The sequence below is a fragment of the Pseudomonas kairouanensis genome, assembly GCF_004682055.1.
Taxonomy (GTDB): domain Bacteria; phylum Pseudomonadota; class Gammaproteobacteria; order Pseudomonadales; family Pseudomonadaceae; genus Aquipseudomonas; species Aquipseudomonas kairouanensis.
In genome coordinates this window covers 45,477-70,125 of sequence record NZ_QUZU01000020.1, presented here as the reverse complement: position 1 = coordinate 70,125, position 24,649 = coordinate 45,477, and the positions used below count along the sequence as shown (strand labels likewise).

Genomic DNA, 24,649 nt, shown 5'->3' with positions numbered 1-24,649 from the left:
GGTTCAGAAAGGCGCCCATGGTCCCCGAAAATCACAACAGGGGCAAACTACGCCCAGCGGCGGAACACCACACTGGCGTTTACGCCACCAAAGCCGAAGCCATTGGACAGCGCGTATTCAATCGCCATGGGCCGGGCGGCGCCGCGCACCATGTCCAGGCCCTCGGCCAGAGGGTCGGGGTTGTCCAGGTTAAGCGTCTCCGGCGCGACCTGGTCACGTAGGGCCAACACCGTGAAGATCGCTTCGATACCGCCCGCAGCGCCCAGCAAATGGCCGGTAGCGGATTTGGTCGAGCTGATGGCGGGGCTGCCGTTGGTACCAAAGACGGTCTTGATCGCGGCCAGCTCGCCCTTGTCACCCACAGGCGTGGAAGTGGCGTGGGCATTGAGGTACTGCACCGCAGCGGCTTCGATACCGGCTTGGCGCAAGGCCTGCACCATGGCCCGACGCGCACCGTCGCCGTCTTCGGGGCCGGCGGTCATGTGATAGGCATCGGCGCTGGTGCCGTAGCCCACCAGTTCGGCGATGGGTTGCGCACCACGGGCCAGGGCGTGTTCCAGTTCTTCGATGACCAGGATGCCGGCGCCTTCACCCATCACGAAGCCGTCGCGGGCCTGGTCGAACGGGCGTGAGGCCTGCGCCGGGGTGTCATTGAAGTCACTGGACAACGCCCGCGCTGCCGCAAAGCCTGCCAGGCTCACACGGTGGATCGCCGCTTCGGCGCCACCGCACACGGCCACATCGACTTCGCCGGCGCGAATCATCCGCGCGGCATCACCAATGGCCTGCACGCCTGCCGCACAAGCGGTGACCGGTGCGCCGAGCGGACCTTTGAGGCCGTAGTTGATCGAGACATGCCCGGCCGCCATGTTGCTGAGAAACGACGGAATGGTGAACGGCGACAGCCGCCGTGGCCCCTTGCTGTCGGTGGTGCGCACCGCCTCGGCAATCGCCGGGAAGCCGCCGACACCGGAGGCAATGATGGTTGCGGTGCGTTCCTGCTGCTGCGCGGTGTGCGGCGCCCAGCCGGCCTGCTTCAAGGCTTCATCCGCTGCTGCCAGGGCGAACAGGATAAAACGGTCCATCTTGCGCTGCTCTTTGGCGGCCAGCAGGCGATCCGGATCAAACCCGGCCTGGGGGTCTTGCAGCACGTCCTGTACCTGGCCGCCAATGCTGACGGCCAGGTCGCCGATAAGGTCTTGCGGCAGGCGACGGATGCCCGACTGCCCGCTCAACAGGCGCTGCCAGGTGGATTCCACACTGGCGCCCAGCGGCGTCAGCGCGCCCATGCCTGTCACAACGATGCGTTTACTCATGATCAATCGACTCCGGTTGCGTTGAGGGAACAGACCCTATGGACGTCACTATCATCATGAAAGTAACATGCCATCCCATAACTTTGTAGCCACACGCCGGAGCCCACATGCAGCGCAAGTCCCTCGTCAGCGACGAATGCCCCATTGCCCGCAGCCTTGAGCGGGTAGGGGAGTGGTGGAGCATCTTGATCATGCGCGACGCGCTGCACGGCCTGCGCCGTTTCGATGAGTTCTCCCGCAGCCTGGGCATTGCGCCCAACATGCTGACGCGTCGCCTCAACGCCCTGGTGGAGGCCGGGATGCTGGAGCGCCGGGCCTACAGTGAGCGGCCACCACGCTACGAATACGTGCCGACGGCCAAGGGCGAAGACTTTCGCATGGTGCTGATGTCGCTGGTGGCCTGGGGCAATCGGCATTACGCCGAGGAAGGCACCAGCGTGGAGTTGGTGGCCCGTGACACCGGCCAGCCTGTGCAGCCGGTGATGGCCAGCGCCGAAGGCCAGGTGGTGCCGCTGGATCAATGCACGTTGCAGGCAGGCCCTGCGGCCAGTACCGGCATGCGCGAACGGTTGGCGCCCCTGGCCATAAAGCGCTGATTAAGCAGCAAATTGACGTCAGAAAATAAACCCTGCACGCCGCGTAAAGTCGTGTATTTCCCAGCCGATAGCGAATGCATACGCAGGGTTCTGCGCACGGCTGAGGGTACGTCATGTTCAACCAAGCACTCAAAACAGAACTGGCAGCCAGGACGGCTGAAGCCACTGAGTACAAGGGACTGATCGCCGCACTGGAGCGCTCCATGGCCGTGGTCGAATTCGACCTGAACGGCAAGGTATTGCGAGCCAACCACAACTTCCAGAAAACCCTGGGCTACAGCGCCGAGCAGTTGGCCGGCAAGTCGCACCGTGATTTCTGTTTGCCGGCGCTGACCAACAGCCCGTCCTACAGCCAGTTCTGGGGGGATTTGAAGGCCGGCAAGTTTGTCTCCGGCACGTTCAAGCGAGTGGACGCACGGGGTCGGACCCTCTGGCTGGAAGCCAGCTACAACCCGGTGCTGGATGAGCGCGGCCAAGTGCTCAAGGTGGTCAAGTACGCCCTGGACGTCACCACCAAAGTGGAGCAGGAGGCGGCCACGCGCAGCAAGTTGGTTGCCCTGGACCGTGCCATGGCGGTGATCGAGTTCGACCTCGACGGCCTGGTACTGGACGCCAACGCGAACTTCTTGAGCGTGATGGGTTATGCCCTGGCGGAAATCAAAGGCAAGCAGCACCGGCTGTTTTGCGAGCCAGAGCTGATCAACAGCCATGAATACGCCGACTTCTGGCGTCGTTTGAACAACGGGGAGTTCTTCACCGGGCAATTCAAGCGCCTGGGCAAGCATGGCCGGGTGGTGTGGCTGGAGGCCAGTTACAACCCGGTCTACGACGGCGAGGGCAAGCTGGTCAAGATCGTCAAGTTTGCCAGCGACATCACCGAGCGCGTGGAAAAGTTCGAGGAAGACTCCCGTGGCGCGTCCCGGGCCTACCATATTTCCTCCGAGACCGAACGCTTCGCCGAGCACGGCACCCAGGTGATTCAGGACACCGCCACCGAGATGCGTCGAATTGCTGACAACATCGGTGCGTCCGCGCGGCTGGTGGGGCAATTGGGCGACCGTTCCGAGCAGATCACCGCCATCGTCAATACCATTCGCGGCATTGCCGATCAGACCAACCTGTTGGCGCTCAACGCCGCCATCGAAGCGGCCCGCGCCGGGGATCAAGGCCGCGGGTTTGCGGTGGTGGCCGATGAAGTACGGCAACTGGCCGGGCGTACCAGCCGCTCCACGGCGGAAATTGCCGAGATGATCGGCTTGATCCTCTGCGAAACCCGTGACGCGGTGAGCAGCATGCAGGCGACCCAGGAAGGTGCACAACGTGGCGTCCACCTGGCGGATCAGGCGGGGTCGGTGATTCTGCAGATTCGCACCAGCACCAGTGATGCAGTGCAAGCGGTGAGCATGTTTGCCTCCAAACTGGACGAGTCGGACGTCATTCCCAAGACCGCCGTCGGTTGGATGGGCTGATGCCGATGCGCCGGCCTGCCAAGGGGCCGGCGCTTCCTGGTCGTCAGAGCAGGGTAAACGGGTAGTCGACGATCACGCGCAGCTCGTTCAACTTGCCATCGCCCTGGTCGGCATTGGACGACACGATGGCATCGCGCACCCGCAGCGACAGGTTTTTCGCTGGCCCACTCTGGATCACGTATTTGGCTTCCAAGTCGGTCTCGTGATGGCTGCCGTCGGAGCCGTAGTCATTGGCATAAGCACTGTGCTCGGGGGTGTGGGTGCCATCGATGTCGGAGCCATTGATGTAGCGCCCCATGAAGCTCAGCCCCGGCACGCCATAGCTGGCCATGTTCAGGTCATAACGAATCCCCCACGACTGCTCGCCGGGGCCGTTGAAGTCGCCCCATTGCACCGAGTTGGCAAGGAACACCGAATCGCCGCCTTCACCCGCGCCATTGTTGCCGGTGCCGATGTAGTCGAACGGCGTGTCGCCATGCACTTTCTGGAATGACAGCGTCAGCGTGTGCGCCTGCCAGAACGAATACGCCGCCGCCAGCGAGTAGGTGGTGTTGTTGATCGCCCCGGCCTTGGCGCTGCCAGTGTCGAGGGTGCGGTACAGGTTGCCGTCCAGGGCCAGGGACTGGTCATTGCCCAACGGGAGCACGTAGTTGAGGTTGGTGTAGTACTGGCGCCAGATGTCTTCCAGTTCACCGGCATACAAGGTTGCGCTCAGGGACGGGGTGAAGGTGTATTTGCCGCCGACAAAACTTGCGCTGCTGGCGGGGATATTGGCGTAGGTCGCATAAATATCGTGGTCATGGTTGCTGGTCATGCCGCTGTTGGTGCTGGTGAAGTGCCCGGCCTCCAGGTCCAGCCCGGCGATCTCGCTGCTGGTCAGGTCAAAACCGGTGGCGGTCTGCGGCAGCAGGCGCGTACCGCCGGTGGCAAACACTGGAGCGGTGGGCTGCATGTCGCCGAATTTCAGCTCGGTCTTGGACACCCGGATCTTCACCGCCGCCCCTACCGAACCGTAGGCATTTTGTGGGTCGCCATGGCGGTCGGTCGGCAGGTCGCCGGTGCCCGCATCCCCATGGGTGGCGTCCAGTTTCAGCCCGCCATACGCGTAGGCATCCACTCCAAACCCGATAGTGCCCTGGGTGAACCCCGAGGCGTAGTTGAGCATCGCGCCTTGGGTCCAGTCGCGGTTATCGGCCTTGGTGCTTTGGCGATCACGGTCGAAGTAATAGTTGCGCAGCAACCCGGTGACGCTGCTGCCTTCGACAAAACCCTTGGCCTCGCCCTGGTCCGTCACGGACTCGGCAAGGGCTATCTGACTGATACTGGCACACACCGCCAGTGCTAACAGGCTCGACTGTTTGATCATGTTATTGACTTCCCCGGAATAATGAACGCGCGCACAGAAACACTGCACTGGTTGAACAGCGAAAAGAGTGAGTTGGCAGAGGTTTGCAAGTGAGGCGCTACAGTTTTTTATTGTGCTCGGCGAGGGTGCCGAGGCCGATTCTAAGCACAGTTGACGGGGGTTGCAGCGGGGAATGGGATGAAATTCGATTAATTAAACTTCACGTTTTTTAATCAATCAGGAGAGTAGGGTGGCGACTGTCTTAGCCGCTCTGCTTCGACAAAATCCTTTGGTTGCCGCCGCAGATTCTGCGGCGGATTTTTTCGTTGCGCTGGTTTTAAAGTTGGACGCTTAGTTGCACTTGGTGAGCCAGCCCCTGCAACCTGATCCCTATCGGGAAAGGTGCAAGGCTGTTGGGTACACCACGTACGCTGGGCGCGACCGCACGTCATGACGTTTAACCGCTAAGGCATAAGCCAGCACGTTTGATTATTGGACAGGCCAAACCCGTGCGGCCGATGCTTGGGGCTTACCCTCAGGGAGCCCTCCATGACTGCACACCGCCAACTCAAGCTGGGCGCGTTTATGCGCCCCGTCAGTATTCACACCGGCGCCTGGCGTTATCCCGGCGCTTTTCGCGACGCCAACTTCAATTTCGCCCACCTCAAGCGTTTCGCACAAACCCTTGAACGTGGGCGTTTCGATGCGTTTTTCATGGCCGATCACCTGGCCTTGTTGAATATGCCCACCGAGGCGTTGAAGCGCAGCCACACGGCCACCTCGTTCGAGCCCTTCACACTGTTGTCCGCCTTGAGCCAGGCCACCGACCATATCGGGCTGGTGGCCACGGCTTCTACCACCTACGACGAGCCTTTCCATATCGCCCGGCGCTTTGCGTCCCTCGACCACCTGAGCAACGGCCGCGCCGGCTGGAACATCGTCACCACCGCCAACCCGGACGCGGCGTTGAACTTCGGCCTGGACGAGGCCTATTCCCACGATGAACGTTATGCCCGTGCGCGCGAATTCTACGATGTGGTCACCGGGCTGTGGGACAGTTGGGCCGACGATGCGTTTATCCGCGATGCCGACAGCGGAGTATTTTTCGACCCAGACAAACTGCACACCCTGGATCACAAAGGCCGTTACCTGAGCGTGCGCGGCCCGCTGCATATTGCCCGCCCCGTGCAGGGCTGGCCGGTGATCGTGCAGGCCGGCTCCTCTGAGCCAGGGCGGCAATTGGCGGCGGAAACTGCCGAAGTGATCTTCGTGGCGCCGGGCACCTTGGAGGAGGGCAAGGCGTTCTATGCCGACATCAAGCGCCGCATGCGGTTGATCCAGCGCAACCCGGATCACTTGAAAATCCTGCCCGGCGCCTTTGTGGTTGTGGGCGCTACCCAGGAAGACGCCCGGCGCACACGTGCGCACCTGGATAGCCTGGTACATGAACAGAGCGCCATCGCCTCGCTGTCCGTCGCGTTGGGTACGGACGCCTCCAAGTTCGATCTGGATAAATTCCTGCCGAGTATCCCGCCCACCAATGACAGCCAGAGCTCCCGCGAACGCGTATTGGCGTTGGCCGATCGCGAGCAACTCACCGTGCGCCAGTTGGCCCAGCGCCTGGGCGGTTATGCGGGGCTGTCGTTCGTGGGCACGGCCCACAGCATTGCCGATCAGATGCAGCAATGGCTGGAGGAGGAGGGCAGCGATGGTTTTAACATCATGTTCCCGTGGCTGCCGGGCGGGCTGGATGACTTTGTCGATAACGTCGTGCCTGAACTGCAACGGCGCGGGATATTCCGCCGCGAGTACGCGGGCACCACCTTGCGTGACAACCTGGGGCTGCCGAGGCCGGCCAACCGGTTTTTCCGGGCGTGAATACGCGGTGCTGTAACGGGATCAATCGGGGGGGGGACGTCTTCGCCATTACCGACGCTGGCCTAGGGCAGGACAGCGCAGCGGTGAGCCCAGGGGAGGGCGCTCACCGCTTGCAGGCTTACTCTTTGACGTCCATGAACTCTTCGGCCCAGGCCATGTAGCTTTCCGGCAGCGTGTAGGTGTGGGTCAACTCGGTGGCACTGAGGTTCGACGTGCTGTGGGTCAGCTGGCGTTGAGCGCGCAGGCTGTCGTAGGTGGCCTTGATGGCTGCAAAGTAGGCGCCATGCCCGGCAACCACCACGCGCACACCCAGGCTGGCCAGACGCTGGGCGTCATGCAGTTTGGGGTTGCCATAGGTCACCAGCATCAGCGGCACCGTCAGGTGTTCGGCGATCTTTTCCAGATGGTCGAAGTCACTCACGCCGACCATGCAGATCCCATCGGCCCCGGCTTTTTGATAGGCCAGGGTGCGCTCGATCACGGCCTCGGTCGGCAGTACACCGGCATTGGTCCGGGCGATGATCGACAACTCGGGGTCAACCCGTGCTTCCAGCGCGGCGCGAACCTTGCCGATGCCTTCGTCAATGGAAATCAGGTCGGTGGATTTACGCCCGAACTGCGCAGGCAGCAGGGTGTCTTCAATGGTCAGCGCGGCAACGCCGGCGCGCTCAAGCTCTTCGACGGTACGCATCACGTTCAGGGCGTTGCCATAGCCATGGTCGGCATCGGCAATGAACGGCAGTTGGGCCACACGGCCAATGCGCGTGGCCTGCTCGACGAACTCACTCAGCGTGATAAGCGCAAAATCAGGTGCTGCCAGTACCTGCAACGAGGCCACCGAGCCTCCCAGGATGCCAACCTCAAAACCCAGGTCAGCGGCAATACGTGCAGACATCGGGTCAAAGACAGAAGCGGTTTCAACGCAGCTTGGCGTTGCAAGCAGTTCACGGAAATTACGGCGCAGGGCTGTGTGAGACTTTTTCGGCATGATCTTTCCTGGTTGGGGCCATTGACTGCATACGATCAATGCCTATTGGTAGACGTGTGAGATTACCATGTAGGAAAACGTAGGATTATGACGTTTGAGAATGGGGTATGCGTTATAGACATACGTAGGCGTTGGGAAGGGGTGTGTGGCGGGGGTGAAACGGGTAGCATCTGCGCTCTTTTGTACGCTGCGACGATAAGGACCATCAATGCGCCTGCTTGACTATCTGAGAGACTACGACTGGAAGACAACAGCGTCCTACAGCGCGAACGTGGCGCCCTTGACCAGGAAGCAGGAGACCACCTTCAGGAACGCGGTGGCGTTGCTGAGCAAAAGCAAGGCACTCAACACTTTCAGGGGTGATAGCTTTACCAACCTAATGATGCGCGTGGGTTGTACCAAGGACGATGGTGAAGGCGAGGTCTACCAAAAAACCTTTTATTTTGGTGCCAAATCCAAACACTTCGTGGAGCAGGAGCGAACCGTTGCCAGCCGGAACTATTTGCAAACGATCGAGGATGTAAGCGACGCCACGTTTGGTTTTATCTTCAATAAGATCGCCAGGGTCCTTCAAGGTGATTTCCATAAAAAAGAAGAGTTCTTGCGGCTTAACCCCGACATAGCTCAATTATTCACGCGGACAAAAAACCGGTCCGACTTTATTGCATCGGTACAAAACGAATCCCCGGAAATAAAGGCTTTGGTGCGCGACTATTATCTGTTTCTCCTGCATACGGCCGGACTAAGAGGTGTTTCCAGCGAATCGATACTCGTCTCAACGTCCACCTCATGGAATGCCGCAGCTAAATTCAACGACATCAACCAGCCTGCCAAGGTGGTTTATTACTACTTCATCCCCACCCCTTTTGAACGCTACTGCATCAGCTCGGCGATAGGCAGCTCGGCCTTCAGCCACATCAGAAGGTTGCGGTTGCCCGAATATGCTGCCGACAGTGGTCTTTTTCCTGGGCAACGTGAAGTGGCAGTGCGAGGCGGGTTGCTGCCCCACTTTATGCTGGGGATTTTGCGAGCGGACCAAAAAGAATTCATCGTGAACCCACACCTTTTGGCCATGCCTCGTGCCGACCTGCCTTCGATCGAGCAAACCGGCATAACCGTTGACCAAACGGACTTTGATGTACATATCAAACAAACCAATTATCAGCGGTATTCCCGCCTGGAAAATGACCACTACGAAGCGCATTCGACCTGAGGTCGTCCCTAAATGCATATCGTGCATTATTAAAGAATTAAGATATGCATTAATAGTATTTTACAGGCATCGCTAAGCCCCTCATCGTACCCGTCTCATGAATACTGCCGAGACCGCGCGCGCGGATCGACTTGCACTGCCTGCAAAGGCATCTGGAGACGAACGTGCGTTACCTGACAAAACTGGCCACCGGCATAGCCGCAACCTTGCTGTGCCTGACTGCGCACGCGCAGACGCTGGTGGTGGGCGATCAAAGCTACAACGCCCAGGCCGTGATGGAGGCGGCCGGAGTGCTGGATGATTTGCCCTATACCCTTGAGTGGAAGCAATTTACGGCGGGTTCACCCGTCGCCGAGGCCCTGAACGCCAACAGCCTGGACATCGGCCTGCTGGGGGATGCCCCCGTATTGTTCCTGGGCGCCTTGGGTGCGCCGATCAAGGTAATTGGTGTCACACGGCAAAGCCTCGACGGCGTGGCCATCCTGGTGAAAAAGGACTCGTCCATCCACAGCCTTGCCGACCTCAAGGGCAAGCGCGCAGCCGTCTGGAAGGGGTCGTGGAGCCAGCAACTGCTGTTCACGGCGCTGGACAAAGCCGGCGTGCCGCGCGACTCACTGGAGCTGCGCTACCTCAGCGCACTGGACGCCTCCCACGCACTGGAGGGCGGCTCGGTTGACGTGATCGCCACCTGGGAACCCTACGTTACTCAACAGGAGCGCCAAGGTGCGCGCGTGCTGGCGACGGCAGACGGCTTGATCCCGGCGCAGAGTTACATTGCCGCCAACGCCAAGGCCGTGGAGGCCAAGCGTAGTCAGATCAGCGATTTTCTCGATCGCCTGAAGAAAGCCCGCGAGTGGACCCGCCAGAGCCCCGCCAACAACGAGGCCTACGCCGATGCGTGGGCCAAGCGCACCCGTGCGGATGCCGACATTGCGCGCGCCTGGTTTGCCCGCGCGCGCACCACGGTCGAGCCCGTGACGGCCCAGTCGCCGGTAGAGGCGCAAAAGACCGTGGACTTTTTTGCCGCACAGAGCCTGGTCAAGTCTTACTCGGCCGCCAGTTTGTTCGACGCTTCGTTCGCGGCGTCCCTGCAACCCGCCGCTGCCAAAAACCAGCCTTGAAGCCTGCCAGGAATCCGTTAGACATGAGCAAAAGACAGCTGAAACTCGGCGCCTTGACGATGGGCTGCGGCGGGCCGGGGCGCCATAACCTGTGGCTGGACCCGCAATTGCCCGCCGATGCGAGCGTGAACATCGACTGGTACATCGACATTGCACGTCAGGCCGAGGCGGCGCTGTTCGACCTGATGTTCATTGTCGACAGTCAGTTCATCACCCCTGGTTCGCCGTCCCATTACCTGAACCGCCTGGAGCCGCTCACGCTGTTATCGGCATTGGCGGTGAGCACGCAGCATTTGGGCCTGGTGGGTACGCTGACCACGTCTTACAACTCGCCTTACAACGTCGCACGCCGGTTGGCCTCCCTGGACCTGATCAGCAAAGGGCGCGCTGGCTGGAACGTGGTGACCAGCGGTGATGCAGGCACTGCGGGCAATTACAGCCGCGACGAGCACTACGATTACGACACCCGTTATGGCCGTGCAGCGGAACATGTGCAGGTGGTGCAGGGGCTGTGGAACTCGTACGAAGACGATGCCTTTGTACGCGACCGGGCCACCGGCCAGTTTCTCGACCCGAGCAAGTTGCACAGCCTGAACCACAGCGGCGAGCATTTCTCTGTGGTGGGCCCGTTGAACATTCAGCGCTCACCCCAGGGCCAGCCCGTGATATTCCAGGCTGGCGATTCAGAGCAAGGCCGTGACCTTGGCGCTGCGACGGCGGATGTGGTCTTTACCCATGCTGCCAGCATCGAGCAGGGCCAGGCGTTTTACCGGGATATAAAGGGCAGGGCAGTGCAGCACGGGCGCGACCCGGAGCAGTTATTGGTCATGCCGGGGGCGGAGGTTTATGTGGGTGATACCGACGCGCACGCCCGTGAAATCGAGCAGCACTATCATCAGGCCGATCACAGCTTTGAACTGGCATTAAAGGAATTCGGGCGCAATTTTGGCTGGCATGATTTCAGCCAGTACGACCTGGATGCGCCGTTTCCCCAGGCAAGCCTTGAGGCCGCGCGCAGCAGCTTTTTTACCGCCGCCAAACGCATCGCCGACCAAGCCCGCGAGAAAGGCTTTACGCTGCGCCAAACCGTGGAGTTCGGCCGGCAACTGCGCCCAGGCGCATTCGTGGGCACGGCTGATACGGTCGCGCAGAAAATGGCCGATTGGCTTGAGGCGCGGGCCGTGGATGGTTTCAACATCTACATCGGGCACCCGGAGCAATTCAAACGGTTCACCCAAGAGGTCATCCCGTTGCTGCAAGCGCGCGGGGTGTATCGCACCGCGTATGAAGGCACGACGTTGCGCCAGAGCCTGGGGCTGGAGGTGCCGCGCTTTCAACGCAACATCTAGTGCAAGGGCTGGTCATCAAGGTGCTGAATAACCACTCACTTTTTTCGGAGTCACTCCCATGACTATTACGTCCCAGGCAAAATTATCCGCTCGCTATGGCGCGCCTGACATCGCACCGCTAGAGCCTTGGAACGACACCCTCGACCAATTGCTCGACCACCGCAGTGTCCGGGCCTTCACGGATCAGCCTTTACCCGAAGGCACGATCCAAACCTTGATCGCCGCAGCGCAGTCTGCCTCCACGTCCTCGAACCTGCAGGTCTGGAGCGTGGTCGCCGTTCAAGACACGGAGCGCAAGCACCGGCTCTCGGCACTGGCCGGCAACCAGGCCTACATTCGCCAGGCGCCCCTGTTTTTTGTCTGGGTTGCCGATCTGTCCAGGGTGGCGCGGGTGGCTGAACAGCAAGGGGTAAAACTGGAGGCGCTGCCGTACCTGGAAAGCCTGCTATTGGGGACGATAGACGCCGCGCTGGCGGCGCAGAATGCGGTGGTCGCGCTGGAGTCCCTGGGGCTCGGCAGTGTCTACATTGGCGCCATCCGTAACGACATCGAGGGCGTCGCCAAGGAACTGCATTTACCCCCGCAGGTGTACCCAGTGTTCGGGCTGTGCGTTGGCTACCCCTCAACCGAGCGTACGGCCCAGGTCAAGCCCAGGTTGCCTCAGCGTGCCGTGCTGCACCACGACACCTACTCGGTCGCCAGTGAACCAGAGGTAATAGCGCAATATGACGAGCGCCTGGGGGCGTTTTACCAGCGCGAAGGGCTCCAGGCAGCCGGGTGGTCGGAGCAGGTGATCAACCGGTTGCGCAATGTCAAAAACCTCAATGGCCGCGAGGCGCTGGTTGAAGAACTGAACCGCATGGGCTTTGGCCTGCGCTGAATACAGGGAAACCCGTTAGAGTGGCCGTCAATCATCAATCGTTATGTGAAGCATGAATCGTCCACTGTTTGTTTCTTTAGATGGTCCCAAGGGAACCGGTAAAACCACGCTGTTGGAAGCAGTTACAAAAGCACTGCGGGCAGCCAACACAAAAGTGATCCGGCTGTGCGAGAGAAAAAACGACCCCCACAGAGGGGAAACCATGGCCATCGTCAACCAGCTCGCCAGGCATCCCAGCCGGGATTTGGAGTGGGCAGTGTGCGAGCGCTTCGCGGACAGCCGTGCCTGGATTTCCCGGCATGTGCTGCCTAAACAGCCGCAGGACAGCATCATCCTGATTGATCGCTGGTACCCATCTGATGCCGCGTTTCGCCGGCTCATCCCGTTTGCACAGACCCTACAATTGAACATCGACCGCAAGGTGCAAGTCCCGGACCTGCATGTGGGCGTTGTCACCGACCCTGAAGTTTCATGGGCGAGGGCCGCGGCACGCCGGCGTGGGCTGAGCAGTACAGTGATGCATACGCTGGAAGAACATGTCGCGAGTACCAAGGCATTCGAGCAAGCGGTTGCCGATCAGGGCTGGGTGTTGTGCCGTAATGAAGCAACCGTCGAGGAGGCAACGATGCAGGTGGTTTCGCAGATTCAGGCGGTGTGTCGCCGTTATCCATAAATACGAATTTTCTAAGTCTAGATTTATCAGCAACTTAGCTTAATGTTCCTGATAGGTGCGAAAATAAAATGAAGAGATTTTCGAATTTATCATTTTTGGTGCACATCTGCCCTCAGCCCATCATGGATGATGCCGAAGGGTGAGTGATGTACCAAACCATGCCCTATCGGCAAAATCCGCACCAATTATGGTCGTGTATCCGTTACACAAGTGCAAAAAATAATGAAAAAAAATTAGCCAAGTAAAAAAACATACAACTCAACAGCTTATCGTCTATCTCTCGTGAGGATTTCCGATGAGCGGTCAAATTTCGATGGAAAGTAAAATTTCTTTTGCTATACGGAATTCTCTCGGATAAGAAAATTCCAGATCATGAATGTGCAAATCGTGAAAGGGTTGCAAATTGTAGCCCGCGGCAAAGTTGCGTTAGTAATCGGGGCTGTCGATTCATTGTCACTTGAGGTCCTACTGCTCTCAACTCGGCAACGTATTGTTGTGGGGCTGCATGAAATCGAGTTCATTAAGAACGTAGAGCAGGAAAATGTTGCTTCTGATTTGCTTTTCATAGCTAAGCTAGAGTCGGAAGCGACTGAGATTGAAATAGATTTGGCTACCACGCGTCACAATGTGATTTCGAAACTTATGCAAAAAGAAATTACTGTCGCTCAAGCAGCGTCAAGGTTGGGTATTTCACCACAGCACGTTTATAGGTTGCTTGGGAAACACAATGATGATGTCGGTTATTGTGCCCAATTGGTTCAGCGGCGCGGAAATAAAAAAGGATCAAGGCACTTAGATCTAGTGGTGGAAAAAGCAATAGAAAATACAATAAATAAATTCAAAAGGAAGGTCGGTGTGACGTTGGCCGAGATGCGGCGTCATTTGGAGGCGGCCTGCATATCACTCGGCGTTAAGTGCCCTTCGCGAAAAACACTTCGAAGCCGGATTAATGCTAGTCTCACATCAAAAGAAGTAACTCGCATGAGATATGGGCGGGAAGTCGCTGCTCAAACTCATGACGCTAGGCCGGGTGAGCATAAAGTATCTAAGCCTTTGGAATGGGTGCAGTCAGATCACACGCTCGTTGACATCGAAGTTCTGTCGGATGATCGTAAAGAAATAATTGGTCGTCCTTGGCTAACTCTATTTATTGATGTGTATAGCAGAGTAATACTCGGATATTATTTAAGTCTACATGCCCCTAGCACGCTATCTGTCGCTTGTGCATTAACTCATGCTGTTATGCGAAAGGATGAATTCCTTCGCAGATTGAATCTATCGGAATTCAATTATCCAATATTTGGGCCTCCATCAACGATTCATATGGATAATGCAAAAGAGTACACAAGCGCTAAGTACCTTTCATCCCTGGATCGTGCTCGCATTTCCTATGCCCATAGACCGAGAGGGAAGAAGCATTATGGTGGTCATGTTGAAAGGCTAATCGGCACTATGATGAACAAGGTCCACTTATTGAGTGGTAGCACTATGTCGAATACTGTCGCCAGAAAAAGGATGGCAAATAGTAGAGCTCCGACGCAAACATTCTCAGAGTTTGCTCGATGGTTTGCGCTTGAGGTTATCGAATATCATTCGACAGTCCACAGTGGAATTAAAAAGTCTCCGTTGCAAGCCTGGGAAGAGTATTACGGTCCGCACGGAGTTAGTCCCTTCCCGCCGCAAGTTTCCGACGCGCATCAGTTTCGGTTAAATTTTATGCCGGAAGAGTATCGGAGCATACGTCCTGCGGGGGTCGAGTTTAAAACAAGACTATACTGGGATCCAGTGCTTGAACCGTTTGTAGGCGAGAAGAAAGTGCTTCTAAAGTATGATCCCTTTTCGCTTAAGCAAATTTGGATTAGGCTCGAGGGGCAATTTATTCCGATCCCCTTTGCAGACATGACTTTGCCCGATATTTCATATGAGGAACATAGAGCATCACTTTTCTATAGTAATACTGTTGAGCCTGGATCTTTTGCTGATTCTCAAGGTGCAGAGGCGTACAACACGGCGCAACAAATAGAGGAGGCCAGTATAAAGCTTACACGCGCTGCCAAAAAACAGTTTGCTGCACAAGCAGAGTACCAAAAGCAATACCCACCGGCGATTGAGGTGCAGGAAGTTTCGAACGTCAAACCCGACTACACGTCTCCACCAAAGCCATTCAAAGGGGGTGTGTGATATGGAGTATTCCCACGTCCGCCCAGATCGAAGAGAGCTGTTAGACCTTGATGGGTGCGAGAGAGTTTCTCTTATGCTTAATGATATTTGGGTCGATATTTCGCCTGGGGAGCATGTGTTTCGCGTGATGAATAATATGGCGAATGTACCAAGGCGAATAACAGCCCCTGCTTTATTAGTAACTGGAACGGGAGGTTCTGGGAAAACCGCTATAGTGAAGGAAATTAGACGTCGGATAACACGCAGTGATGGACTTCTATTTATCAGCATGGCGTCTGATCCGGACCTTTTAAAGAAGAAGGAGTTTAGATCGGAAATTTACAAATCATTGGAGCTTCCTTGTCCTGCTGTTAATAACAAGTCATCAACATCTGAGCTGGTGACCAGAGATCTATCAGAAATCCTAAAGCTACGAAATATCTGGGGTATAGTCATAGACGAAATTCACGACTTGCTATTATGTGGGAAATTGGAGCAGCGAGTGAACAGCTCAATGCTCAAAGCATTCTTGGGAGAAGCATATGGGATCAGCTTATTCGCGTTTGGAACACCCAAAGCTAGTAGCTTTATTTCAGCTATAGCCGAAACTCAACGGCGCTTTGCGCTGATAGCGCTCGAGGATTGGCGAGAAGATGAGAGGTTTAGAACATTCTTGTTGGGGGTTGAAGAGTTATTGCCACTCAGAAAACCATCAAGGTTGTATGATCGCGATAAAGTTTCCGCTATTCTGGCAATAACTGGCGGAAGAATGGACAATGTAATGAACCTAATTCGTGCTGCTGGCTGTTACGCGCTCAAGGATGGAGAGGAGTCCATTACGGTTGAGCACTTTGCGTTAGCATCTAAGGATCCCTGGGGCTACTGATGAACTTTGCCAGAAGCATGCCACATATACTTTACGATGAAACAATATCCTCATGGTTATTTAGATCTACCCTAAAATCTCGATCCAAGCTGCAGGTCGAAACCGATCAGTTTCTCGCCAACCCGCCGCCGGTCTCTTGGGGAAGCCATCTTTTGGAGTGCGAGGATTGGGATTTCGACCCGAACACTGGACTGTCCGAGACGGTCATTGAAAAGCTAAGTATTAATCCTGCTCATGCCTATAATGTGTTTTTCAAAAAAAGAGAAAAGATTGTTGGTTGGAATAGACGTTGGTGGTTCTGCGCACTTTGTCTGCGAGCGGACATTGCCAAAGGACATACCCCCGGGTGGCGAAAAAATTGGTGCTATCGTAACTCAATCATTTGTACGATTCATGGAGTCGATCTACAAAGGCTGCTTATTACACCTCAATTAAGTCGCGCATGGGATGCCTTTTTACAGAGTCTAAAGTCCGGAAGATTGGACGAGAGCTGGTCGTGCAAGTACCACTTAAGATTTCGGATTAGTATTGTTAGCAGGTTGGCCAATTGGAAGCGTAAACAAAGCGTCGTTGTTATTGATGTCTTTGACAGCTTGTATGATATTTTTTTGCTTGCTCCAGTATACAACGGCAACCAAGGCATGGCGCTAGATATGTTTGGTAAGACCATACCGTTCGTGCGCAACAAGATGTCTAATTATCATAATGGTATCTTGTATGGCGCTGAACTGGCCGGTTGCAAGGCCCGATTCGCCAGTTTGATGCTAGCTGGATATTTAATGGGGGTGATAGGTGAGCAAGACTTTGAGTTTGCGGAAAACAAAAGCGCTGAGCTTAAAATATGGCGGAGCTACAACCCAGAAATAATTCGGGCGATAAAATTTGGGTGCGCGAGTGCTGCAGACTATAGATTGCTCGAGTCACATCTGGCGGGCTATAGAGATCTAGGTTATATCCGGCTTATACGCGCAGTTGACGATTATCTGTCTGGGTATTAAGCCGTCTTGCAATATCGTAGTCGCAGAGAGCCTAGTAGTAGTTTTTTATATCCTCAACGTTTGAAAGCATAGTCAAGGCAAGTCAAATTAATATCAACGCTTGTTGTTTAAGTGTCTTACTGAGCGCAGAGGTTTACTCTTCATCCTTCGGTCTTGTGGTTAGCTCCACGAATAAGTTACTCGTTCTGCTGGTTGTCACTGACCCTGCTTGAAAATAACCCATCACCGTATTGACACTGCGGTGCTCAGTCATAACCGGCCAGCAGCATACTGGCTTGGCGCCTGCTGGGAAACATGATTTACATCGACTTGACCGATACTTCTTATACATACCGGAGTTTTTTCCTAGCTGCTTTGGTGGCTTCCTGCGCTGCCAGCAGCGTACTCAGAGTATCGGCTTCACGGACGATCTCAAGCGTTCCTCCTTCAAACTCATTGCTCATACGGAGAGTCACCAGAAGCCTCGGGGTAAAGGCTTTGGGGACCTTCTTTTTCGCGACTGTTGATAAGGGCACGGCAGCTACGTCTGGCTGGATTTCTTCCACGGAGGCGGTGCTCACCGGCGCAGATATTTCAGCGTTGCCGAACAACGCTTGGCGCATCTCTTCTTCGGTCCATTCTTCGTTTGTGCTGCATCTCAAGGGCTTGATCACTAAACCAGTGCAATTCTAACAGCGAGCCTTGGCGAGGCAGTTTCCAGCACCGGAATGTGTTTTGAGCACTACTCTCCGGTGGGGAATAAGGCTGGTCAATTCGCATCAGTACACCCCACATCTCAAATGATCAGATCCAGCGAATCGGGTGATAGATCACAGGTTGATTCAGCAGAATCATTTCGGTACCTGCAAGGGGGCAGCGGGCGTTAGATGGGCAACTGCGGCGTGCAACTTCAACCGCTGGTTGATGCGCTACGCGAAGCCGTGCTGATGCACGGCGTCGTCCACGCTGACGAAACGCCGGTACAAATGCTGACGCCTGGCGCGAAGAAAACTCATCGCGCTTACGTCTGGGCCTATGCCACCAGTCAGTTCTCCGATCTGGCGGCGGTCGTTTACGACTTCAGCCCGAGCCGTGCCGGCGAACATGCTCGAAATTTCCTCGGCCCCTGGAGCGGGAAGCTGGTCTGCGATGACTTCGCTGGCTACAAGGCAGGCTTTGAACTGGGCGTTACAGCAATCGGCTGCATGGCCCATGCACGCCGAAAGTTCTTCGACTTGCACGCGACCAACAAGAGCCAGATCGCCGAAAAAGCGCTGCACGACATCGCGGCCTTGTATGAAGTTGAACGAGAGGCACGCGAGCTGGAACCGGGTATCCGGCAGCGAATACGGCAGGAAAAGGCAGCGCCGCTCATCGACGCACTTCATACCTGGATGATCGCCCAGAGGCAGCTTGTGCCAGAGGGATCGGCCATCGCCAAGGCGTTGGATTACAGCCTAAAACGCTGGATAGCGCTGACGCGCTATCTCGATGACGGTGCTGTACCCATTGATAACAACTGGTGCGACAATCAAATCCGACCGTGGGCTCTTGGGCGCTCGAACTGGCTGTTCGCTGGCTCGCTACGCAGCGGTAAACGTGCGGCGGCGATCATGAGTTTGATCCAATCGGCGCGGCTCAACGGGCATGATCCGTATGCCTACTTGAAGGATGTTCTTACACGCCTGCCTACGCAGCGGGCGAGCGAGATTACTGAGCTTCTGCCGCATAAGTGGACGTCCATCTAATCGCTAAACGTGTTACCGAACACCTTCCTCTTTTGCCAAATAGAGTAATGCAATGGAACGCGAAAAAATCGATGCAGCGTTAAAGGAATATGTCATCCCGATCCTTCGCAGCATGGGGTTTAAGGGATCGCCTCCCCATTTTCGCCGCAATACAGGACAGCAAATTGATCTGATCACGTTTCAATTTGATAGACATGGGTAACCGTCCGGGCATCCCACCTTGCGCTGAGGTGCTAACGATTTACTGATCGTCGCGATCCGACGATTCACCGGTATCGCTTACCAAAAAACCAGCTAAGTCTTCAGCAGCTTCCTCCGCCAGCAAGCCGACAACAACTGTAATGCCTGCATCTCGTAGCATTCTTATGCCCGCTCCCGAGTTTCTCGGATCGGGATCAAGCAACCCAACAAAAACTTTATCAACCCCGCTGTGTATCAGTGCCCGAGCGCATGACGGAGTTCGGCCATGAAAAGAGCATGGCTCAAGCGTGACAAATGCAGTCACCCCGGAGCAGTCATTCGCTAATCGGCTTAACGCCATCGCTTCCGCGTGATAGAGCCCAGGTGCCTGTGTATGACCTTGGCTGATCACCACGTTGTCTTTTACCAGCACGCAACCTACTGGCGGGTTTGGAAGGCAGTCAGGTAAGGCCAAGCGACCTTGGGCAAGAGCAAGCTGCATGAAATCGGCATCGGAGGTAAGACTAGGCATATTCGATTGGTACTCATCCTTGGTGGCCGAATCTTGGCACATTGAATTACGTATCGCTGTACCCCTGAAACTATCTACTTGCAGCGATACTACATGGGCACCCATTTATGCGGCAGCAGCTCCGAAATTGCACTTGCTCTTTGCCTCGGCAGACGCACGAGAACATCTTTCATGTAGGCGTACGGATCATGCCCATTGAGTCTTGCAGACTGGATCAGGCTCATGATCGCCGCCGCCCGTTTGCCGCTTCGCAGCGACCCAGCAAACAACCAGTTCGACCTCCCAAGCGCCCATGGCCGGATCAGGTTCTCGATTTGATTGTTGTCGATGGGCACAGCACCATCTTCCAAGTAGCGCGTCAGCGCTACCCAGCGTTTGAGGCTGTAATCCAGAGCCTTGGCCGTGGCCGAACCCTCGGGCACAAGTTCACGCTGAGCCAACATCCACTCATGCAGTTTTTCAGCGATGGGCACCGCCGTTTCTTGGCGTAATCGCCAACGGCCTTCGTCGCTCATTTCCTTGGCATGTCGCTCGACTTCGTACAGCCCGCCAATCGAGTGAAGCGCCTGCTCCGCCAACTGGCTTTTATTGGCGATATGCAAGTCGAAGAACTTGCGGCGCGCACGGGCCATGTAGCCGATTTCTGTGATGCCTTGTTCGAAGCTGGCCTTGTAGCCGGCGAAGTCGTCACAGACCAGCTTGCCGTTCCAGGTGCCCAGGAAGTTACGCGCATGATCGCCGGCACGGCTGGGGCTGAAGTCGTAGACCACAGCTTTGAGTGCCGAAAACGGCGTAGAGCTGTAGGCCCAGACGTAAGCACGGTGGGTTTTCTTCTCGCCGGGCGCCAGCATTTGTACCGGCGTTTCATCGGCGTGAACCACGCGCTGGGCCAGCACCACTTCGCGCAGCGCATCGACCAGGGGCTGAAGCTGCACACCGGTTTGACCCACCCATTGCGCCAGTGTCGAACGCGGGATGGCCAGGCCGGCACGGCCGAAGATCTTTTCCTGTCGATACAGCGGCAGGTGATCGGCGAACTTGGCCACCATCACGTGGGCAAGCAGGCCCGCCGTGGGGATGCCCTTGTCGATTACCTGAGGGGGCACCGGCGCCTGGATCAGTGTTTCGCACTGCCGGCAGGCCCATTTCCCACGCACGTGCTGTTCGACGGTGAACACGCCCGGCGTGTAGTCCAGCTTCTCGCTGACGTCTTCGCCGATACGCTGAAGCTGGCAGCCGCAAGTACACTGAGTGTTGTCCGGCTCGTGATGGATCACGGTACGAGGGAACTGCGGCGGCAATGGCGCACGCCTGGGTTGCTGACGTGGTTGTGCCTGTGAGGGAGCGGGATGAAGTGCTTTTAACTCGGCCTCGATGGCTTCGAGGTCGGTATTGAGCAGGTCATCGAGCAAGCTGCCTTGCGCCGGGCTGATCTGCTCGCTGCGCTTGGCAAACTTGTGGCGTTTGAGAATGGCGATTTCGTGAGTGAGTTGCTCGATGATCGTCTCATCACGATGAATCTTTCTGTCCTGGGTGTCGATCTTGGACATCAACTGCGCAGCCAGTGCGCGCAGTTGTTCAGGAGTCATTTGGTCGAGATCGGGCAAGGAAGTCATGCCGTGGATTTTACCAAAGCAGCCCGAGTGCTACAGCTGAAAGGAGCGTTTAAAGCAATGTAATTGCGCCGCCCGCACCGACTCGTTGCCAGGGTAATCCAAGTACCAACGCCTGGAGTTGTTCGGGGTCGAGTTTGATCTCCAACCCACGATGGATGCCCGGCCAATGAAATTTTCCTTGGTTCAAACGCCGTGCCGCCAGCCAGATACCGACGCCGTCGTGCACCAGGACTTTCATGCGGTTGGCCCGGCGATTGGCAAAGAGGTAAGCGCAGTGCGGCTTCGCCGCACCGAACACCGCGACCACTCTGGCCAATGCAGTCTCAGTGCCGGCGCGCATGTCCATGGGCTCGGTGGCGAGCCAAATGGCATCGACGCGAATCATTGGGCCAAGCCACGAATGAAACACGCGCAGCCGTCCGGATCCGAGGCTGGCCACTTTACGGTGATAGATTTATCGCCCAGAGGCAGCGAGATGGTCACCATCTCTTCTGATGCTCGCCTTGGTGCCGTTTTTACCGGAACGAAAGCCGGCAAGGTTGCAGGTGATTGATCCCGGTAAGTCGGTAGCCACTTGCGGATCACGTTGGCGTTGATGCCGTGATGGATGGCTACGCTGGAAATCGTCGCTCCGGGTTGCAGGCATTCCTGGACGACTTGGGCTTTGAATGGTTTGGGGTAAGAGCTTCGTTGGCGCATGGATATCCTGGCGATAAGGGTGATCGCGTCCGCTTAAAAATACGCGGACACCATCGCCCTTAATACTGGGATTCTGAAGGTGTGTTCGCCGGGCGCTTACTTCTCAACGTCCTCTCCGCACGAAATTCAGGGCTGTTGATAATGCCTTGGAACATTGTCGCTTTCGTCAGGTTTGATTCTTTTTTGAACCTGTACATCAGTCATGGAGGCGCCCTTCAGTTCAGGAAAGGTTTGTTTGACCAGCGCTTCTGCTTCAACGGGCGCAAGGGTTTCGCTGTCATGCTCCAGCGTCCGGCTTTGTGGCTGATTGCCGAGAATGAAACTGATGATGAATCGTGGTTTATCAAACATGGGAGCTTCCTTTTGAAGTCGTTAATAAGCGAACTATCGCCGCTTTGTTTGACGTTTTTGATCTGCAGGCCCAGGCGTAACGCGCGCTCCGATCTGACTATCGGAATCTTCTCGACTTACCCGCTGGTCGTCCGTCAAGCCGATGCCTTCGTCTACGGTATGTAGCTGTTCATCCGGAGGGACGTCCAAGGGCTGAACAGAACGATTGTGTTTTTTTTCAGACATGCATTCACCGTGTGTACGTGATTTTCGAGCTAGCTGCCAAGCTGTGCCTCAAAAGAGTGACGACCTTAGAGGAAGGTTGTTCCTTTGACTTGATGAACGGTTTGCACACCATCGCCTCGGTCTTCGTACCACCATCTATGCTCTCTGCAAATGGTTTTGCTTCACCCTCTTGATTTACTGGCCCGCGCCATCTAGATACGGTTATTTAAATTTGTTATTAGCTGTAACGTGGCGACACATCTAATCGACCTTTAGCGTAAGCCTCAGCTGGATCCGATATGGGTTTCCAGATACCACGGTCCCACACAATGACGTCGCCAGCACCGTACTGCCCTTCCGGTATCGTGCCTTCAAAGGTTGCGTAGTCGAGAGGGTGGTCTTCGACATGCACGGCCAGGCGTTTGGATTTTGGATCGAGCGACGGCCCCTTGGGCACCGCCCAGCTTTTGAGGGTACCGTCGAGCTCTAGGCGAAAGTCGTAGTGCAGCCGTGTTGCGTCGTGCTTTTGGATGCAAAACTGCAGCGCAACCGGTTCAACGGTTTTATTCTTTGCTGCCTTGGACTTTATTGCGGCGCCCGATGGCTCTGAGGTCGCGTCGAAATCACGCTTACGATTGTACTGATCAAGGGTGTTAGTGGTGTGTATTGCTGCTTGCGCGTCGCTTGCGTTTCACTTTGACTTCCTTTTTGACTTGGTTTGTCGGGGTGAGATCTCAATCCATGTCGGGGCGTGATCACTGGCGTGCTCTTCGCCCCGAACCCATGCGTCGACGCCGGCGTCTTTCAGGTGGGGAGCAAGCGCCGGGTTCAGCAGAAGATGGTCGATGCGCAAGCCAGAGTTCTTCTGCCAGTGCTGACGGAAATAGTCCCAGAACGTGTACACACGCTCTTTCGGATACAGGTGCCTCACCGAGTCAATCCAACCTTGGCTCAACAACCTTTGAAAGCACTCGCGGCTCTCAGGCTCAAGGAGTGCATCCTTGAGCCACGAGCGGGTGTTGTAGATATCAAAGTCGGTGGGCACAACGTTGTAGTCACCCGCGAGGACAACCGGGTGTTCGCTGGCTTGTAGTGTTTCGGCATGCGCTATTAGATGCTCAAACCACTTGAGCTTGTAATCAAATTTAGGCCCGGGTTGCGGATTTCCATTTGGAAGATACAGGCACCCGACGATCACACCATGGACAGCAGCTTCCAGGTATCGAGACTGCGTGTCGTCTTCAATACCAGGCAGGCCTTTATGAATCAGGAGCGGTTCGGAATCGCGCGCAAGAATGGCCACTCCGTTCCAGGCGGCTTGACCATGGTGCAGTGAGCCGTAGCCGGCCACCTCTAGATCGCCTGCGGGAAAAGCTTTGTCCTGTGCCTTCAACTCCTGAAGGCATACGATGTCCGGGCGCTCTTTTTCAAGCCAATGCAGAAGGTTGGGCAGGCGCGCGCCTATGCCGTTGACGTTAAATGTGGCGATCTTGAGGTTTTGCATTACCTCTATCCTTCTATGTACCTGAGTCGTCTCATCCGATTAGTTAAGGGGGATGAATGCTAAATTCATTCTGAAAGCACTGCAGTAGGACGCGGTTGTACAAAACATCGCTGCAGCTCAGTAGATTTTTTGATCTCGTTCTTTTGGAACTGGCTGGGTGACTGAACGTTCAAGAAATGTAGCTGTGAACAATTGATGGGAAGTATCGCCAATGCTAGCTGGAGGCATAGTCATGACCCTGAACCAGCTCCTATTGTTTCTCCCCTCTGCCTTGATCGTTGCCTCGTCGCCTGAGGCGAACAATCTATTGGCATTCGCCAATGGGAGCAGGGAAGGGTTGAGGCCCGCAATCCTCGCCTTGGTAGGTCGGTGTTTAGCGTTCGTGCTCCTAGTCGGAATAGTCATTAGCGGGTTAGGGGCGGTACTCGAAGCATCCGAAATTGCTTTCCAGATCATCAAGTGGGCAGGGGTTCTTTACCTCGCCTTTCTCGGTATGAAAATGATGATGGGTGGCGAAAGATCCGAAAGTAAGGAGCCAAGTACCGTCGGCCTCGCCGGAATCTATAGCTTGGGGCGTCGTGAGTTCATCACGGCGATGATGAACCCGAAGGCCATCCTTCTCTTCACAGCATTCGTCCCTCAGTTTGTCGTGGCTGATTCAAGTGTCTCGATAACCAACCAACTGCTTATTCTCAGTGCTATCTACATATCCGTTGAACTCATGGCTGCCACCGGTTGGGCGCTGGCGGGCAGCATTGTCCGATCCCTTCACGCTACGGCCAGGCAGCTCGCGATCTGCAATCACATAACGGGTGTCATCCTGTTGGGAGCGCCGGTGATATTAGCAACCGCCAGACGCACTTAGCGCTGGTCTTCCAACAGCTCGCCTGAGCGGCTATTCGTTTGGGCACCCTCTTTCGCCTCACCGGCAGAAGAGGGCATGCCCTTATTCGGTCGGCGACTC

At 56.1% G+C, this 24,649-nt stretch carries 23 protein-coding genes and 3 pseudogenes; 15 read left to right on the top strand and 11 right to left on the bottom strand.

The annotated features are described in order from the left end of the window. Window positions 1-47 precede the first annotated feature (47 nt). A complete protein-coding gene (gene fabF, locus DYL59_RS17020; protein WP_135290182.1) occupies window positions 48-1,316 on the bottom strand; it encodes a beta-ketoacyl-ACP synthase II in 1,269 nt (422 codons plus the stop codon). 107 nt (window positions 1,317-1,423) lie between these two features. On the opposite strand from fabF, the gene DYL59_RS17015 reads away from it, so the two are divergent. The 3 genes and pseudogenes from DYL59_RS17015 (at window position 1,424) to DYL59_RS32110 (ending at window position 3,381) form a co-directional block, all read left to right on the top strand. Further along, window positions 1,424-1,912, top strand: a complete 489-nt coding sequence (locus DYL59_RS17015; RefSeq protein ID WP_135290181.1) for a winged helix-turn-helix transcriptional regulator — start codon at window positions 1,424-1,426, stop codon at window positions 1,910-1,912. 113 nt (window positions 1,913-2,025) lie between these two features. Further along, window positions 2,026-2,793: pseudogene (locus tag DYL59_RS32115) on the top strand (PAS domain-containing protein); the annotation flags it as partial. 3 nt (window positions 2,794-2,796) lie between these two features. Beyond that, window positions 2,797-3,381, top strand: a complete 585-nt coding sequence (locus DYL59_RS32110; protein ID WP_420359291.1) for a methyl-accepting chemotaxis protein — start codon at window positions 2,797-2,799, stop codon at window positions 3,379-3,381. 43 nt (window positions 3,382-3,424) lie between these two features. Here DYL59_RS32110 and DYL59_RS17005 read toward each other — a convergent pair whose 3' ends face one another. Next, entirely contained in the window at window positions 3,425-4,747 is a 1,323-nt protein-coding gene (locus DYL59_RS17005) for an OprD family porin (protein ID WP_135290179.1), read from the bottom strand. Window positions 4,748-5,275: 528 nt separating this feature from the next. On the opposite strand from DYL59_RS17005, the gene DYL59_RS17000 reads away from it, so the two are divergent. Further along, entirely contained in the window at window positions 5,276-6,604 is a 1,329-nt protein-coding gene (locus DYL59_RS17000; RefSeq protein WP_135290178.1) for an LLM class flavin-dependent oxidoreductase, read from the top strand. Between the two features lie 118 nt (window positions 6,605-6,722). Here DYL59_RS17000 and DYL59_RS16995 read toward each other — a convergent pair whose 3' ends face one another. Next, window positions 6,723-7,592 carry an isocitrate lyase/PEP mutase family protein gene (locus DYL59_RS16995; RefSeq protein ID WP_135290177.1) on the bottom strand — a complete coding sequence of 290 codons (870 nt, stop codon included), beginning with the start codon at window positions 7,590-7,592 and terminating at the stop codon, window positions 6,723-6,725. Window positions 7,593-7,800: 208 nt separating this feature from the next. Here DYL59_RS16995 and DYL59_RS16990 point away from each other — a divergent pair, with 208 nt between their 5' ends. The 8 genes from DYL59_RS16990 (at window position 7,801) to DYL59_RS16955 (ending at window position 16,872) form a co-directional block, all read left to right on the top strand. Beyond that, entirely contained in the window at window positions 7,801-8,805 is a 1,005-nt protein-coding gene (locus tag DYL59_RS16990; RefSeq protein ID WP_135290176.1) for a hypothetical protein, read from the top strand. Between the two features lie 164 nt (window positions 8,806-8,969). Further along, on the top strand, window positions 8,970-9,926 hold the full coding sequence (locus DYL59_RS16985) for an ABC transporter substrate-binding protein (protein WP_135290175.1): 957 nt from the start codon (window positions 8,970-8,972) through the stop codon (window positions 9,924-9,926). Window positions 9,927-9,949: 23 nt separating this feature from the next. After that, complete coding sequence (locus tag DYL59_RS16980; RefSeq protein ID WP_135290174.1) at window positions 9,950-11,275, top strand: LLM class flavin-dependent oxidoreductase; 1,326 nt, start codon at window positions 9,950-9,952, stop codon at window positions 11,273-11,275. A 58-nt stretch (window positions 11,276-11,333) separates the two neighbouring features. Continuing rightward, complete coding sequence (locus DYL59_RS16975; RefSeq protein ID WP_135290173.1) at window positions 11,334-12,155, top strand: NADPH-dependent oxidoreductase; 822 nt, start codon at window positions 11,334-11,336, stop codon at window positions 12,153-12,155. Between the two features lie 52 nt (window positions 12,156-12,207). After that, window positions 12,208-12,828: a dTMP kinase gene (locus tag DYL59_RS16970; RefSeq protein WP_135290172.1), complete on the top strand. Its 621-nt coding sequence runs from the start codon at window positions 12,208-12,210 to the stop codon at window positions 12,826-12,828. A 372-nt stretch (window positions 12,829-13,200) separates the two neighbouring features. Further along, window positions 13,201-15,009, top strand: a complete 1,809-nt coding sequence (locus DYL59_RS16965) for a Mu transposase C-terminal domain-containing protein (RefSeq protein ID WP_135290171.1) — start codon at window positions 13,201-13,203, stop codon at window positions 15,007-15,009. Between the two features lie 73 nt (window positions 15,010-15,082). Continuing rightward, window positions 15,083-15,874, top strand: a complete 792-nt coding sequence (locus DYL59_RS16960) for a TniB family NTP-binding protein (RefSeq protein WP_238340703.1) — start codon at window positions 15,083-15,085, stop codon at window positions 15,872-15,874. Further along, complete coding sequence (locus DYL59_RS16955) at window positions 15,874-16,872, top strand: TniQ family protein (protein ID WP_135290169.1); 999 nt, start codon at window positions 15,874-15,876, stop codon at window positions 16,870-16,872. Before DYL59_RS16960 ends, DYL59_RS16955 begins: the two co-directional genes overlap by 1 nt. Before the next feature lie 323 nt (window positions 16,873-17,195). Here DYL59_RS16955 and DYL59_RS16950 read toward each other — a convergent pair whose 3' ends face one another. Further along, a complete protein-coding gene (locus DYL59_RS16950) occupies window positions 17,196-17,474 on the bottom strand; it encodes a hypothetical protein (protein ID WP_135290168.1) in 279 nt (92 codons plus the stop codon). A gap of 264 nt (window positions 17,475-17,738) precedes the next feature. Here DYL59_RS16950 and tnpC (DYL59_RS16945) point away from each other — a divergent pair. Continuing rightward, a pseudogene (gene tnpC, locus DYL59_RS16945) lies at window positions 17,739-18,599 on the top strand (IS66 family transposase); the annotation flags it as partial. Window positions 18,600-18,651: 52 nt separating this feature from the next. Next, window positions 18,652-18,801: a DUF4304 domain-containing protein gene (locus tag DYL59_RS16940; RefSeq protein WP_135290167.1), complete on the top strand. Its 150-nt coding sequence runs from the start codon at window positions 18,652-18,654 to the stop codon at window positions 18,799-18,801. Between the two features lie 39 nt (window positions 18,802-18,840). On the opposite strand, the gene DYL59_RS16935 is transcribed toward DYL59_RS16940, so the two are convergent. From DYL59_RS16935 to xth, 7 genes and pseudogenes are all read right to left on the bottom strand, one after another. Next, window positions 18,841-19,416, bottom strand: coding sequence for a bifunctional diaminohydroxyphosphoribosylaminopyrimidine deaminase/5-amino-6-(5-phosphoribosylamino)uracil reductase RibD (locus DYL59_RS16935; RefSeq protein WP_238340702.1), 576 nt, complete (start codon window positions 19,414-19,416; stop codon window positions 18,841-18,843). Further along, entirely contained in the window at window positions 19,401-20,927 is a 1,527-nt protein-coding gene (gene tnpC / locus DYL59_RS16930; RefSeq protein WP_135290166.1) for an IS66 family transposase, read from the bottom strand. Before tnpC (DYL59_RS16930) ends, DYL59_RS16935 begins: the two co-directional genes overlap by 16 nt. Before the next feature lie 49 nt (window positions 20,928-20,976). Then, entirely contained in the window at window positions 20,977-21,312 is a 336-nt protein-coding gene (gene tnpB, locus DYL59_RS31705) for an IS66 family insertion sequence element accessory protein TnpB (RefSeq protein WP_135290165.1), read from the bottom strand. Continuing rightward, window positions 21,309-21,626: an IS66-like element accessory protein TnpA gene (tnpA, locus tag DYL59_RS16920; RefSeq protein WP_135290164.1), complete on the bottom strand. Its 318-nt coding sequence runs from the start codon at window positions 21,624-21,626 to the stop codon at window positions 21,309-21,311. The genes tnpB and tnpA overlap by 4 nt, the downstream gene beginning before the upstream one ends. Before the next feature lie 126 nt (window positions 21,627-21,752). Further along, window positions 21,753-21,977 (bottom strand): hypothetical protein, encoded by a 225-nt coding sequence (locus DYL59_RS16915; RefSeq protein WP_135290163.1) that lies wholly within the window; start codon window positions 21,975-21,977, stop codon window positions 21,753-21,755. Between the two features lie 466 nt (window positions 21,978-22,443). After that, window positions 22,444-22,848: pseudogene (locus tag DYL59_RS16910) on the bottom strand (DNA polymerase ligase N-terminal domain-containing protein); the annotation flags it as partial. Window positions 22,849-22,872: 24 nt separating this feature from the next. Further along, complete coding sequence (gene xth, locus DYL59_RS16905; protein ID WP_135290162.1) at window positions 22,873-23,685, bottom strand: exodeoxyribonuclease III; 813 nt, start codon at window positions 23,683-23,685, stop codon at window positions 22,873-22,875. A gap of 232 nt (window positions 23,686-23,917) precedes the next feature. Here xth and DYL59_RS16900 point away from each other — a divergent pair, with 232 nt between their 5' ends. Next, a complete protein-coding gene (locus tag DYL59_RS16900) occupies window positions 23,918-24,550 on the top strand; it encodes a LysE family translocator (RefSeq protein ID WP_135290161.1) in 633 nt (210 codons plus the stop codon). Window positions 24,551-24,649: the final 99 nt, after the last annotated feature.

Excerpts from the sequence above, each read along its gene's own strand:
- fabF (WP_135290182.1), bottom strand. The coding sequence starts at position 1,316 with ATGAGTAAACGCATCGTTGTGACAGGCATGGGCGCGCTGACGCCGCTG.
- DYL59_RS16995 (WP_135290177.1), bottom strand. The coding sequence starts at position 7,592 with ATGCCGAAAAAGTCTCACACAGCCCTGCGCCGTAATTTCCGTGAACTG.
- DYL59_RS16970 (WP_135290172.1), top strand. The coding sequence starts at position 12,208 with ATGAATCGTCCACTGTTTGTTTCTTTAGATGGTCCCAAGGGAACCGGT.
- DYL59_RS16900 (WP_135290161.1), top strand. The coding sequence starts at position 23,918 with ATGACCCTGAACCAGCTCCTATTGTTTCTCCCCTCTGCCTTGATCGTT.
- DYL59_RS16975 (WP_135290173.1), top strand. The coding sequence starts at position 11,334 with ATGACTATTACGTCCCAGGCAAAATTATCCGCTCGCTATGGCGCGCCT.
- tnpB (WP_135290165.1), bottom strand. The coding sequence starts at position 21,312 with ATGATTCGCGTCGATGCCATTTGGCTCGCCACCGAGCCCATGGACATG.
- DYL59_RS16955 (WP_135290169.1), top strand. The coding sequence starts at position 15,874 with ATGAACTTTGCCAGAAGCATGCCACATATACTTTACGATGAAACAATA.
- DYL59_RS16935 (WP_238340702.1), bottom strand. The coding sequence starts at position 19,416 with ATGGGTGCCCATGTAGTATCGCTGCAAGTAGATAGTTTCAGGGGTACA.
- DYL59_RS16980 (WP_135290174.1), top strand. The coding sequence starts at position 9,950 with ATGAGCAAAAGACAGCTGAAACTCGGCGCCTTGACGATGGGCTGCGGC.
- DYL59_RS16960 (WP_238340703.1), top strand. The coding sequence starts at position 15,083 with ATGCTTAATGATATTTGGGTCGATATTTCGCCTGGGGAGCATGTGTTT.
- DYL59_RS16950 (WP_135290168.1), bottom strand. The coding sequence starts at position 17,474 with ATGCGCCAAGCGTTGTTCGGCAACGCTGAAATATCTGCGCCGGTGAGC.
- DYL59_RS17000 (WP_135290178.1), top strand. The coding sequence starts at position 5,276 with ATGACTGCACACCGCCAACTCAAGCTGGGCGCGTTTATGCGCCCCGTC.
- tnpA (WP_135290164.1), bottom strand. The coding sequence starts at position 21,626 with ATGCGCCAACGAAGCTCTTACCCCAAACCATTCAAAGCCCAAGTCGTC.
- DYL59_RS16940 (WP_135290167.1), top strand. The coding sequence starts at position 18,652 with ATGGAACGCGAAAAAATCGATGCAGCGTTAAAGGAATATGTCATCCCG.
- xth (WP_135290162.1), bottom strand. The coding sequence starts at position 23,685 with ATGCAAAACCTCAAGATCGCCACATTTAACGTCAACGGCATAGGCGCG.
- DYL59_RS16915 (WP_135290163.1), bottom strand. The coding sequence starts at position 21,977 with ATGTTTGATAAACCACGATTCATCATCAGTTTCATTCTCGGCAATCAG.
- DYL59_RS17015 (WP_135290181.1), top strand. The coding sequence starts at position 1,424 with ATGCAGCGCAAGTCCCTCGTCAGCGACGAATGCCCCATTGCCCGCAGC.
- DYL59_RS17005 (WP_135290179.1), bottom strand. The coding sequence starts at position 4,747 with ATGATCAAACAGTCGAGCCTGTTAGCACTGGCGGTGTGTGCCAGTATC.
- DYL59_RS16990 (WP_135290176.1), top strand. The coding sequence starts at position 7,801 with ATGCGCCTGCTTGACTATCTGAGAGACTACGACTGGAAGACAACAGCG.
- DYL59_RS16965 (WP_135290171.1), top strand. The coding sequence starts at position 13,201 with ATGAATGTGCAAATCGTGAAAGGGTTGCAAATTGTAGCCCGCGGCAAA.
- tnpC (WP_135290166.1), bottom strand. The coding sequence starts at position 20,927 with ATGACTTCCTTGCCCGATCTCGACCAAATGACTCCTGAACAACTGCGC.